At 47.6% G+C, this 12,568-nt stretch carries 14 protein-coding genes; 1 reads left to right on the forward strand and 13 read right to left on the reverse strand.

What is annotated here, in order from left to right; translation table 11 throughout:
* Positions 1–10: 10 nt before the first annotated feature.
* The 11 genes from KNP93_RS00755 to smc all read right to left on the reverse strand — a co-directional run bounded on the left by KNP93_RS00755 (position 11) and on the right by smc (position 11,059).
* Positions 11–763 (reverse strand): ribonuclease HII, encoded by a 753-nt coding sequence (locus tag KNP93_RS00755; protein WP_131502598.1) that lies wholly within the window; start codon positions 761–763, stop codon positions 11–13.
* A gap of 59 nt (positions 764–822) precedes the next feature.
* Positions 823–1,689, reverse strand: coding sequence for a ribosome biogenesis GTPase YlqF (gene ylqF / locus KNP93_RS00760; RefSeq protein WP_114595485.1), 867 nt, complete (start codon positions 1,687–1,689; stop codon positions 823–825).
* A gap of 214 nt (positions 1,690–1,903) precedes the next feature.
* The gene (gene lepB, locus KNP93_RS00765) at positions 1,904–2,443 is read right to left on the reverse strand and encodes a signal peptidase I (RefSeq protein ID WP_131502599.1); all 540 of its coding nucleotides are present in this window, start codon (positions 2,441–2,443) and stop codon (positions 1,904–1,906) included.
* A 100-nt stretch (positions 2,444–2,543) separates the two neighbouring features.
* Entirely contained in the window at positions 2,544–2,897 is a 354-nt protein-coding gene (rplS, locus tag KNP93_RS00770; protein WP_012370767.1) for a 50S ribosomal protein L19, read from the reverse strand.
* Positions 2,898–3,009: 112 nt separating this feature from the next.
* Positions 3,010–3,738 (reverse strand): tRNA (guanosine(37)-N1)-methyltransferase TrmD, encoded by a 729-nt coding sequence (gene trmD, locus KNP93_RS00775; RefSeq protein WP_131972507.1) that lies wholly within the window; start codon positions 3,736–3,738, stop codon positions 3,010–3,012.
* Entirely contained in the window at positions 3,735–4,244 is a 510-nt protein-coding gene (rimM, locus tag KNP93_RS00780) for a ribosome maturation factor RimM (RefSeq protein ID WP_026827988.1), read from the reverse strand. The genes trmD and rimM overlap by 4 nt, the downstream gene beginning before the upstream one ends.
* 89 nt (positions 4,245–4,333) lie before the next feature.
* The gene (gene rpsP, locus KNP93_RS00785) at positions 4,334–4,609 is read right to left on the reverse strand and encodes a 30S ribosomal protein S16 (protein ID WP_012370770.1); all 276 of its coding nucleotides are present in this window, start codon (positions 4,607–4,609) and stop codon (positions 4,334–4,336) included.
* Positions 4,610–4,702: 93 nt separating this feature from the next.
* Positions 4,703–6,055: a signal recognition particle protein gene (gene ffh / locus KNP93_RS00790; protein WP_026827987.1), complete on the reverse strand. Its 1,353-nt coding sequence runs from the start codon at positions 6,053–6,055 to the stop codon at positions 4,703–4,705.
* An 11-nt stretch (positions 6,056–6,066) separates the two neighbouring features.
* Positions 6,067–6,387: a putative DNA-binding protein gene (locus tag KNP93_RS00795; protein WP_131502600.1), complete on the reverse strand. Its 321-nt coding sequence runs from the start codon at positions 6,385–6,387 to the stop codon at positions 6,067–6,069.
* Between the two features lie 101 nt (positions 6,388–6,488).
* Complete coding sequence (ftsY, locus tag KNP93_RS00800; protein ID WP_114595480.1) at positions 6,489–7,493, reverse strand: signal recognition particle-docking protein FtsY; 1,005 nt, start codon at positions 7,491–7,493, stop codon at positions 6,489–6,491.
* Positions 7,490–11,059 (reverse strand): chromosome segregation protein SMC, encoded by a 3,570-nt coding sequence (gene smc, locus KNP93_RS00805; protein ID WP_214852696.1) that lies wholly within the window; start codon positions 11,057–11,059, stop codon positions 7,490–7,492. Before smc ends, ftsY begins: the two co-directional genes overlap by 4 nt.
* Before the next feature lie 126 nt (positions 11,060–11,185).
* Here smc and KNP93_RS00810 point away from each other — a divergent pair, with 126 nt between their 5' ends.
* Positions 11,186–11,386: a DUF1128 family protein gene (locus KNP93_RS00810; protein ID WP_026827983.1), complete on the forward strand. Its 201-nt coding sequence runs from the start codon at positions 11,186–11,188 to the stop codon at positions 11,384–11,386.
* A gap of 49 nt (positions 11,387–11,435) precedes the next feature.
* On the opposite strand, the gene rnc is transcribed toward KNP93_RS00810, so the two are convergent.
* Together rnc and acpP are read right to left on the reverse strand one after the other, a co-directional pair.
* A complete protein-coding gene (gene rnc, locus KNP93_RS00815) occupies positions 11,436–12,206 on the reverse strand; it encodes a ribonuclease III (protein ID WP_034769816.1) in 771 nt (256 codons plus the stop codon).
* A 58-nt stretch (positions 12,207–12,264) separates the two neighbouring features.
* Positions 12,265–12,504 carry an acyl carrier protein gene (gene acpP / locus KNP93_RS00820; protein WP_012370777.1) on the reverse strand — a complete coding sequence of 80 codons (240 nt, stop codon included), beginning with the start codon at positions 12,502–12,504 and terminating at the stop codon, positions 12,265–12,267.
* Positions 12,505–12,568: the final 64 nt, after the last annotated feature.

Here is a 12,568-nt window from a genome sequence, read left to right on the forward strand (position 1 = left end):
AGCTCACCTCCTAAAGTCGGTCGAGGACCGGTTTAAATGTCTTCCGGTGAATCGGCGTCACACCTACACGGTCGAGTGCCTGTAAGTGTTGTGCCGTCCCGTATCCGGCATGTTGGTCAAAGCCATATTCCGGGTAGATCATGGCGTATTGTTCCATCATCGTATCCCGTGTTTCTTTCGCGACGACACTTGCTGCTGCAATCGAGATGCTCCGGGCATCCCCTTTGATCAAGGATTCCTGTGGGAGATCGACATCAAGCGTCATCGCGTCCACTAACAGGGCATCCGGCGTCAATTGAGCGACAGCCTGCTGCATAGCCTGTTTAGAGGCCTGGTAAATGTTGATCCGGTCAATTTCTTCCGGTTCGACGATACCGATTGCGACTTCTGCGACTTCCTGAATATGCTCATATGCAGCAAGTCGTTGTTTTTTCGACATCTGTTTTGAATCTGTCAGCCCGGGATGATAAAAATCCACTGGTAAAATAACAGCTGCTGCGACGACCGGACCCGCAAGCGGTCCCCGACCGACCTCATCCACTCCAGCAATACGCTGGTGACCTTGCGCGCGGTACTGGTCTTCAAAACACGATCGTTCTTGAAACTGAAGTCGTTGTTGCTCTTCGTTTAACAACCGGCGTTCTGCTTGTTTCAGGGCAGCGACGACTCCTTTTCGGGTATCTTGTGCGAACTCGATTTTTACTTGTTCAAATTCTCCCTGTGAGACGATTGCTAATCGTGCTTTGATTTCAGTAATGTTCATGATTTGACTCCTTTTCGAAAAAAGCTTGGATTTCTCATCTCGAGAAGTCCAAGCCTGTCTTATTCTGTAACAGTCGCCCACTCTTCGACGGTCTCGAGCGTAACCCGACCAATTTTCTCCGTTCGGAGCTCGTGAAGTAACATTTCACTTGTCCGCTCAAAGTCGACATAGCCGCCGGTTACGAAACCACGGTTTTTTCCGATGGCTTCTAATACATCAACAGCTTCTCCCGTGATTTCCTTGAGACGATAACGCAGTTTTAATTGTTCCGGATAACGAGTCATCAACTCACGGATTGCAAACAAGGCAATATCATCAATATTCAGGATATCATCCTTAATGGCGCCCGTTGCCGCTAACCGGTAGCCGACAAGCTGGTCATCAAACTTCGGCCAGAGAATTCCCGGTGTATCAAGCAGTTCCATCTCACCCGTCTTCATTTTGATCCATTGTTGACGTTTCGTCACACCTGGACGGTCGCCTGTAATCGCGATGTTCCGTCCAGCCAACCGATTGATCAACGTTGATTTCCCGACGTTCGGAATTCCGATGATCAAAGCTCGAATCGCACTTGGATTCCGCCCTTTATCCCGCATCCGGTCATGTTTGTCTTTCATCAGGCGTAAGGCACCTTCATGAATCTGTCCTAACCCTTTGTTATGCTTCGCATCGACTGCGATGACGTCGACACCATCCTTCCGCAGTGCCTGCATCCACTTTTCGGTCAGACGGGCATCAGCCATGTCTGATTTATTCAGGACGATCAGTCGCGGTTTTCCTGCTGTGATTTGTTCGACCATCGGATTACGGCTCGACATCGGTAACCGCGCATCCACCAATTCGATGACGACATCAATCAACTTTAATTTTTCCGTGACTTCACGGCGTGCTTTCGCCATGTGTCCCGGGAACCATTGTATTGTCATTTCTTCCACCTCAAGTTTTCATAGTGCTTGGACTGCTAATAATGAACGATTTATACATCGTGTCTCGTGTGACCGATCCACTGCCTGTTCGAGAGAAACGATCCATTCTCTAGTATACGCAACTTTTAGCCAGAAAAGAACCCTGTGCCGGTCCGAACAAAAAAACGGAGTCCACATGCAGTGAACTCCGTTTCTTAATTACTTGCTGAAATCATCAATTGACCGATCGAACATCATTAAACGGATAAAAAACGAAATTCGTCGTACCGACGATTTGGTCTTCGTCTACAAAACCGATGTCCCGGCTGTCTTTCGAGTTTTGACGATTATCTCCCATTACAAATACTTTTCCTTTGGGAACGGTCGTTTGTGCTGTTTTTTCTTCCAATGTAAAGTCTTCTGTTAACGGAACACCGTTCATCTGCGCCTTAAACTCGTTCAGATAAGGTTCCTCGACTTTTTTATCGTTGACGTATAACGTATCATCTTTGTAGTACATCGTATCACCTGGAACAGCAATCACACGTTTGATGTAATCCCGTGTTTCCGTTGCATGGAAGACGACGATGTCTCCCCGTTCCGGTTCATTGAAATAATAAGGAACCTTATTGACAATCATTCGGTCCGAATTGTGTAACGTCGGCATCATCGATTCGCCGTCTACAATGACCGGAACGAATAAAAACGTTCGGATGATGAACGCAATTACGAGCGCCACGACCAGCGCCTTGATCCAACTAAATAACTCCTTCACGCGTTCCACTCCTTCAACTCAATCTCTTGCCTAAACCTAGTATACGCATAAACGGTAAAAAAAAGAAGCTTGTCCGGAGACAAGCCACTTTTTCACATGATTAACGACGAATTTCTTTAATACGAGCCGCTTTACCGCGAAGGTTACGGAGGTAGTAAAGTTTCGCACGACGGACTTTACCGTAACGAACGACTTCGATTTGCGCAACACGTGGTGAGTGAAGCGGGAATGCACGCTCAACGCCAACTCCGTAAGAAATCTTACGAACTGTAAACGTTTCGCTGATGCCGCCACCGTGACGTTTGATGACTACGCCTTCGAAAAGCTGGATCCGCTCACGCGTACCCTCGACGACTTTAACGTGGACGCGGACTGTATCACCAGGACGGAATGCAGGGACGTCTGACTTGATTTGTTCTTGTGTAATTTCACGGAACAATTGTTGTGTGTTCATGAATGATTTCTCCTTTTTTCACCAATGTTCGTATCTTCATTTGCCCTTGGCATCCAACAGCGGAACATCGTTAATAGGTGGCTTTTGCCACATGTTTTAACTTATCACAGTTTCAGTCGTTTGACAATCCTGAAATTGATTGCAAGTAACGACGGTCAGCCTCGGACAAATCGGCCTGTTCAAGTAAATCCGGTCGCCGTTCAAGCGTACGTTTCAATGCCTGTTCACGTCGCCATGTTTCGATCCGGGCATGATTGCCGGACAATAAGACATCCGGAACCACTAAACCCCGAAAGTCAGCCGGACGCGTATAATGCGGATACTCGAGCAATCCGGTCGAAAACGAGTCGTCTTCATGACTGGCTGATTTCCCAAGGACATCCGGTAACAGGCGTACGGTGGCGTCAATCATCGTCATCGCGGCAAGCTCCCCGCCCGTCAAAACAAAGTCACCGAGCGACACTTCGTCCGTCACGAGCTCATCATGGATCCGTTGGTCAAAGCCTTCGTAATGACCGCACAAAAAGACGAGCTCCGTTTCGGTTGACCATTCTTCCGCAAGACGCTGATCAAATCGCCGCCCCGTCGGTGTCAGAGCAATGATTCGCCGGTTGGCTTCTGGCAATGCCGCAATCGCGTCAAACACCGGTTGGGGAGTCAATAACATTCCGGCTCCTCCACCGTATGGAGAATCATCGACGCGCCCATGACGATTCGTCGAATAGTCCCGGAAATTGACATAGTTGAGTTCAATCCGCTTCTCCTCTTGCGCACGGGCGACAATTGAGTGATTGAGCGCCGTGAACATTTCCGGAAATAGCGTCAGGACCGTGATGTTCATCCTTCGATCAAACCCGGTAACGGTGTGATTTGAATCCGTTTTGCTTCGACGTCGATTGAGGCGACGACTTGTTCGATATAGGGAATCAGAACATCTTTTTTACCAGGACGTTTGATTGTCCAAACGTCATTCGCTCCCGTTTCTAAAATATCAGAGACGACACCGATTTCGTTCTCACCGTCGAAGACCGTACAGCCGATGATTTCATGATAATAAAATTCATGTTCCCCGAGCTCCTGTAAGGCTTCCGGCTGAACATACAACTTCGAGCCTTTATATTTCTCGACATCATTGATGTGTTGCATTCCTTTGAACGTCACCATAATGAACTGTTTGTGTTTCCGGTAACTGCTGATCGTAAACGGTGTGTATGTTCCGTTTGATTCTAAAAATACATCATTGCCGACTTTAAAGCGCTGTTCCGGAAAATCTGTGCTTGCCAGTAGTTTCAATTCGCCTTTCAAGCCGTGCGTGTTGGCGATTTTTGCGACTTCCAACCATTCCATCTGTTCCACTTCCTTATTCACAAGTCTTGTTTCCCGTTATTATTTTGCCATACAAAAAGGAGGTAAGCTTTCGCTCACCTCCAATCGTCTTACTTCGCGAGTTTCGCGTTGTGGAATTTCTCCATGATACCAGCTTTTGAGAAGAGGTTACGAACTGTGTCTGAAGGTTTAGCACCTTCAGCGAGCCATTTAAGAGCAAGCTCTTCGTTAAGTTTTACTTCTGCTTCTGGTTTAGCAACCGGGTTGTAGTATCCGATTTGCTCGATGAAACGACCATCACGTGGTGCACGTGAGTCTGCTACTACCACACGGTAGAAAGGTGATTTGTTTGCGCCCATGCGCTTAAGACGAATTTTAACTGCCATTCGTAAGTCCCTCCAGATAATAAATAATTTTTTGGTTTAGTCAAATTGACAACTTCACTAGTATACAACGTTCCAGCAAAAGTGAAAAGACTTTTAGAAGAATGGGAGGCCAAAGCCGCCTTTCTTTTTCCCTTTGCCCATTTGGCCGGAGAATTGTTTCATCATCTTCCGCATGTCTTCAAATTGCTTGATCAATCGGTTCACTTCTTGAATGCTACGACCACTGCCGCGCGCAATCCGTTTCCGACGACTCGCATTGAGAATTTCCGGTTCAGTCCGCTCTCGTTTTGTCATCGATTGAATAATCGCTTCGACATAAACAAGTTGCTTCTCATCGATTTGGGCATTTTTCAGACCCTTCATCTTTCCTTTACCGGCACCCGGAATCATTCCTAACAACTCATCCAAAGGACCCATCTGTTTCACTTGCTGTAACTGCTCGATGAAATCGTCAAACGTGAACGATGCATCGCGCATTTTGCCTTCGAGCTCTTTGGCGCGTGTCGCGTCCATTTGAGACTCCGCTTTTTCAATCAGCGTCAGCATATCTCCCATGCCGAGAATCCGTGACGCCATCCGCTCCGGATAGAATGGCTCGATTGCGTCCAGCTTCTCTCCAAGACCGACGAACTTAATCGGTGCTCCGGTGACTGCCTTGATGGAGAGTGCTGCTCCGCCTCGAGTATCCCCGTCGAGTTTCGTCAAGATGACACCTGTCACACCGAGCTTTTCATTAAAGCTTTCGGCGACATTGACGGCATCCTGACCCGTCATCGAATCGACGACAAGGAAGATTTCATTCGGTTTGGCGATTTCTTTCACATCAACCAGTTCCTGCATGAGGTCCTCGTCGATATGTAAGCGTCCCGCCGTATCGATCAACACGATATCGTGGTGATGCTCTTTTGCATAGTCGAGGGCATTAGTGACAATCTCTTGTGGACTGACCTGATCTCCCATTGAGAAAACAGGCAGTTCGAGTTGTTTTCCTAATGTCTCGAGCTGTTTGATCGCAGCCGGTCGGTAAATATCCGCTGCAACGAGCAGTGGACTGCGATTTTGTTTCTTCCGTAAATGATTCGCAAGTTTTCCGACTGTCGTCGTCTTACCTGCCCCTTGCAAACCGGTCATCATGATGACGGTTGGCGGACGGTTCGATAACGTCAATGGAGAAACTTCTGACCCCATCAGTTTCGTCAATTCGTCATGGACGATTTTGACGACTTGCTGACCTGGCGTGAGAGACGTCATGACATCTTGCCCGACTGCACGTTCTTTCACATCATTTACGAATTGTTTGACGACTTTGAAGTTGACGTCAGCTTCTAATAACGCAAGGCGAACCTCACGCATCATTTCTTTTACGTCCGCTTCAGAAATCTTACCTTTACCCCGCATTTTAGCGAGACTGGCTTGAAGCCGTTCCGATAATCCTTCGAATGCCATGAAATTGCCCCCTACTCTAATTGCTCGAGTGCCATAATGGTCACGTGAGCTTCGCTCGGAAGGTCTAGTTGCTTCAACTGATCAAGAAGTATCTTTCGCTGTTCATACTTTGCGAACAAACTCAGTCGTTCTTCATATTGTTCAAGCATCGCTTCCGTACGTTTTATGTTGTCGTAGACTGCTTGTCGGCTGACTTCAAACTCATCGGCGATTTCACCTAACGAAAAGTCATCTAAGTAATAGAGTGACATATAATTCCGTTGTTTCGGCGTCAAAAGCTCCTGATAAAAGTCAATCAGATAATTCATCCGGTTCGTCTTATCAAGTGTCATTCGAACACCTCCGCGGTTGTTAAGTGAAATTCCTTTACAGATAGTATAGTACAGCCCTCACAGTGTGTTGTCAAGTTTTTTTCTTTACAAGGAAATCGTGGTCAGTCCTCTTCTCGGACTTCTTCGACCGTTTCTTTTTCTTCAAAGACATCTCCAAATAATCCATATACGAATTGTTCAGCATCGAACGGTTGTAAGTCATCAATTTTTTCACCGAGACCAACGAATTTCACCGGCAAATCCAACTCGTTCTTAATCGCAAGGACGATTCCGCCTTTCGCTGTTCCGTCGAGCTTCGTCAAAACGATCCCGCTGACATCCGTCGCTTGTTTAAAGGCTTTTGCTTGAACCATCGCATTTTGACCGGTCGTCGCGTCAAGCGCAAGCAATACTTCATGCGGCGCCCCCGGAATTTCCCGTTCGATGACACGTTTTACTTTTTCGAGTTCATTCATTAAATTGACTTTGTTTTGCAGTCGACCGGCAGTATCGCAAATCAGGACGTCGACTTTTCGTGCTTTAGCGGCTTGAACCGCATCATAGATGACTGCCGCCGGGTCCGACCCTTCACCTTGACGAATGACAGGCACACCGGAACGTTCACCCCAGACTTGTAGTTGATCGATGGCACCGGCCCGGAACGTATCTCCGGCTGCGAGCATGACCGTTTTGCCTTCGTTTTTCAGACGGTTCGCCAGTTTACCGATCGTCGTTGTTTTCCCGACGCCGTTGACACCGACAAATAAGATGACATTGAGTTCGTGACTGAGATCCAGTTCCGACTCTTCCTCTTCCACCAACATGCTCGCGACGACTTCGACCAGTACGTCACGCACTTCTTTTGTATCCTTGACGTTTTTACGTTTGACTTCAACTTTTAACTTTTCAACAAGATCCATCGTCGTCGTGACACCGACATCGGCCTGAATCAATACTTCTTCCAACTCTTCGAAAAAATCTTCGTCGACTTCACGGAAACGGTAGACGAGATCGTTGACGGCATTCGCCAACCCGTCCCGTGTTTTCGTCAAGCCTTCTGTAAACTTCGACGTCACTTCTTGCGTGGATGTCGTCAGACGATCTTTTAATTTTTTAAAGAAACTCATTTTTTTATCCCCTTTGGTTCTACTTCTTCACTGAGTGTCCGTCTCGCTTCTTCCAGTTTAACGGATAATACTTCAGAAATACCGTTTTGTTGCATCGTAACGCCATACAGGACATCGGCAGACTCCATCGTTCCCTTTCGGTGGGTAATGATGATGAACTGTGTCTCGCGTGCCAGTTGATGGACGAACTCTCCAAACCGGGCGACGTTCGCCTCATCGAGGGCCGCTTCGACCTCATCGAGAACACAGAATGGGACCGGTCGTGTTTTTAAGATGGCGAATAGCAGTGCAATCGCAGTCAAGGCACGTTCCCCACCGGACAATAGGGACAGATTTTGTAACTTTTTGCCGGGTGGTTTGGCTACGATATCGATACCGCTTGTCAAGAGGTCGGTTGGATCCACTAAAATCAAGTCGGCTTCCCCGCCGCCAAACAGTTCACGGAAGGTTTCCCGGAAATGTTCCCGAACGGCGGTGTATGTCTGTTTGAACAATCGGACGACTTCCCGGTCCATTTCTTCAATGACAGCATACAAATCAGTTTTCGCATTGACTAAATCGTCACGCTGCGTCGCCAAGAACGTAAAGCGTTGATCGACTTCAGCAAATTCATCGATGGCACCGAGATTGACAATCCCGATTTCCTCGAGTTGCCGTTTCAAGAGATGTAATTCTTCCTTGGCTTCCTCGAATGAAGTGGTCAATGGTTGGATCAAGTCCGCGACCAGCCCCATTTCTTCCAGTATTTCATGACGTGTCTCAAGACGTGTGCTGAGTCGTCCCTGGGCGAGTCGGGCTTGATCGAGACGTTGCGTCGTCCCCTGACGTGCTTCCGTCAATTTCGCTTCCTGAATCCGTAACAGACGCAAATCTTCTGCTGCCTGCCGGATTTTTTTTGTCACAAGCGTCAATTCATGTTCGACTGAAGTTTGTTCTTGTTGCATCTGCATTTTTTCAACGTGCAGCGCATCAATCTTCGCTTCATCGAATCCTTCCAGAATATGCTTCAAATCACGCCTTTTATGGCTTCTTTCTAATTTCGCATGACTCAGTGTCTCCCGGAGACGCATGACTTCACGGTCGATTTGATCGCGTGTCATACTGACCGTCCGTTCCTCAAGCAATGCTTCAGCTTGTTGTTGTTTCAATTCCTCGACTGCAACAGCCCCGCGTGACTGCGCTTCTTTCAGTTGATCGAGAGCCTGGCGCAGTTCCACTTGGCGTTTCGTCAACTGTTCCATGTCCTGCTCTGATGTTGCAATGATTGCTTTTGCTTCGGTCGCTTGTTCAGCAAGACGATTCAGCTGACCATCGTGAACCGATAATTCCGAGGCGGTGACGGCAAGACTGCGCTTCGCCTCTGTAAAGGCTTCACGGACACTTTCCAATTGCGCCTGGACCAGTTGAATGTTGCGGACATTTTCTTCAAGTGAACCGGCAAGTTGTGCGTTAGCCGTTCTCATTTCATCACGGCGTCGCTCTTGTTCCCGAATAACAGCCTGACCTTGTTTTAATCCTGTCTGCAACTCTTCCAGTTCACGCGACTGGCTGAAGAGAGGTGTTCCTTTTTTCCGGCTGCCTCCCGTCATCGATCCCCCGACGTTGACGACATCGCCTTCGAGCGTCACGATCCGGTAACGGTGTCCTGTCGAACGGGCAATCGTATTCGCTTGTTCAAGCGATTCAACGACCAAAGTCGTCCCCAGCAGATTCTCTTTCAGTTTTGTGAAGTCTTCTCGTGTCGTGACCAGATTGCTCGCAACGCCGAGGTAGCCGGACATGCCGGATAGACTTTCTTGCACGGAAGCACTCAGTTCACGACGCTGAATGGACGCGAGCGGCATGAATGTCGCCCGACCGGCATTCAATCGACGTAGTTCTTGAATCAGTTTCCGGCCTGTGACATCTGTATCGACGACGACATTTTGCATCGCTCCGCCCAAAGCAGTTTCGATTGCCGCCTCAAAACGGGCAGGAACGGTAATCAGTTCCGCAACAGCGCCATGGATCCCTGCAATCCGGTCACGTTGTTTCAAAACGGTTTTGACGGCTCCGAAATAGCCACTGTAGTCCGCTTTGACCGATTCCAAAAACTCGATCCGGTCTTCCGTCTTATCGCGACGCCGGTGGAGATCGATGATGGATTGCTCCATTTGCCGCAACGTCTCTTGTTGCTGACGGTGCTGGTCTTGTTTTGCGTGTTCTTCTTGACGCAACGTTTCTAAACGGTTCCGCAACTCTTCCGCCTGTTGCCCCAGACGGATCGTTTCGGCTTCATACGTCGAGCGGTCCGTTTGTTTTGACCCGACATTTTCAGAAAAGCTGATTTGCTGTTCTTCTGCATGAAGAAGATCTTGTTTGGCACGGTGGTAAGCATTCGTTGCCGCCGCCAGACGGCTGGCCACTTCAAAGGCTTCCGAACGTAATTGTTCGGCTTCTTTTTCAAAATCCCGATCGGAGTAAGACAAGGCAGCATCGGCTTGTTCCCGTTGCGCAACAGTATCGAGGTACAGTTGCTGTGTCTGTTGCTGTTGTTTCAGCACCGCCTGTTCCTCTTGCTCGATTTGCGCTACGCGTTGTTCGGCAACTGCTACTTCCCGTTCCAGACGCGCCTTCATTTCCGCCCCGTGTTTTTCCCGCTCTTTCGCCAGGTTCAAAGCCCCTTCGATTTCAACGAGTTTATTCGAGACAAGCCGTAAACGATCCTGCATCTCCGTCTCAAGTCGCCGTGTCTCTTCTAGCGACGTTTCTTGCGTTTCCCGTGTTGCAATCGTATCTTGCAACCGGTCTTGTTCCATCAATAACTGAGCTTGGCACGATTCGATTTCCGTCGACACGTCAGCAAGCTGTGTCTTATATTGTTGAATTTCGGTTACAATGATGCCCCGTTCCAAGAAGTCGTACCGTTCCCGTGCAACTAAAAATTCTTTTGCCAGTGATGCTTGTTCCCGTAATGGCTCAATTCGTCCACCCAATTCAAATAAGATGTCGTCGACCCGTGACAAATTTGTTTCTGTATCCGTTAACTTTCGTTCGGCTTGTTTTTTACGGTTCCGGTATTTTAAGACGCCTGCTGCCTCTTCGATGACCGCGCGTCGTTCTTCCGGCTTTCCGGAAATCACTTGTTCGACCCGTCCTTGACCGATGATGGCGAACGCGTCACGCGACAATCCGGTATCCATGAATAAATCCAGAACATCTTTTAATCGGCATGGTTTTTTATTTAAAAAATAATCACTGTCGCCGTTCCGGCTGACACGCCGCGTTACATTGATTTCTTGATACGGCAAGGCAACAGTCCCCGACTCATTGTCGAGCACGAGCGTGACTTCCGCAAATTGTTTCCGGTGTTCCGTGATACTTCCGGCAAAGATGACATCTTCCATCTTCCCACCGCGTAATGATTTAGCTGATTGCTCACCGAGCACCCAGCGCACAGCATCCGATATATTGGACTTCCCACTGCCGTTTGGTCCGACGACGGCTGTGACTCCCGGAAGGAAGTCGAGCTCCGTCCGACTGGCAAATGACTTGAAGCCATTGATTTCAATTCGTTTTAAGTACATCTTGACCACCCATATGTTTAAATTTCTTTTTGATTTTCTTTTAGTTTACCATAGCCGAAAGGTCTACAAAATGGTAGCTTTTATGGTAATGTTAGGCTTAAAGAAATGAAGAGGAGATTTTAAGACATGACAATTGAACAAATGATTGTAGACATTTTGGATAAATTAAACATTATCAACAAAGGCGTCATCAAGGCGGAACAATTCGACGGAACAAAAAATGATGATTTAAAAGAGATTTATGACTTCGTCATGATGCGTGAGTCCTTGACGTTAGCAGAAGTCGATGCTATCGTCGACGAACTGAAATCACTCAAAACCGTTTAAGATTCCTCAAAAAAAGGCACTCCATTTTAAAATGGGTGCCTTTTCCATGTCAGAAGCTGTTTTTAAGTTCCAGCAATGCTTGTTTAGCTGCTTGCTGTTCGGCTTCTTTTTTCGAACGACCGGTCCCGATGCCTTCCAGCTTATCCGCGATGTGTACGCGCGAGATGAACTCACGACTGTGCGCCGGACCACGTTCCTCAATGATTTCATACTCGATTTGTCCAAGTCCGACCCGTTGGATGGCTTCTTGGAGCTGGCTTTTAAAATCAGTTTGTTCTTCAAAAAATCCAGACGCCACTTTCGGAAAAACCGCTTCGGCGAGGAATCGTTCTGCAGCTTCAATCCCTTGGTCCAAATACAAGGCTCCGATGAAGGCTTCAAACACATCCGCTAATAGTGCCGGACGATTTCTTCCCCCTGTCAGTTCCTCACCTTTGCCAAGTAGAATCATTTCAGAAAACTCATAATGATTCGCGAACTGGACCAGTGACGGCTCACACACGATGGCCGCACGCAGCTTTGTTAATTCCCCCTCGGAACGTTCCGGATAGTGCTGAAATAAATACCTGGAGACCGTCAATTCTAATACGGCATCGCCTAAAAACTCCAGACGTTCGTTATCTCCATCTGATTCACGTTGTTCATTTACGAAAGAAGAATGCGTAAATGCTTGCTTCAATAGTTCTACATTCGCAAAATGAATATCCAGCCGTTCTTGCAACTGGCTGAACTTCTGTTCAATTTGCGCCAAAGCCCGTGAGTCTTTCCGTCGCTTTACATACGGTCCTTTTCGGACACGACGTCCCTTTTGATTCGTCATAATGCCTCCTAAACAGCTAAATCCCACCGCAAAAACGCGGTGGGTCCAGCTTCATGTATTAGACTTGTGTTTCGATGTAGCTGACGACATCGCCAACTGTTTTTAAGTTTTCTGCTTGGTCATCTTCGATTGTGATTTCGAATTTGTCTTCGAGATCCATAACGAGTTCCATGACTTCAAGTGAATCTGCTCCGAGATCGTCCTTGAACGATTTGTCGAGTGTGATTTCACTCTGTTCTTTGCCTAATTTCTCTGCGATTGCTTCTTGCACGTCTACTAAAATTTGTTCTTTTGTCATTTGAAAATCCCTCCATGAGTTGAGTATATAAGATGATTGCCAATTTGGCAAAGTAGTACCACAG

Origin of the sequence: Exiguobacterium sp. s166, from assembly GCF_018618855.1 — a bacterium.
GTDB lineage: Bacteria > Bacillota > Bacilli > Exiguobacteriales > Exiguobacteriaceae > Exiguobacterium_A.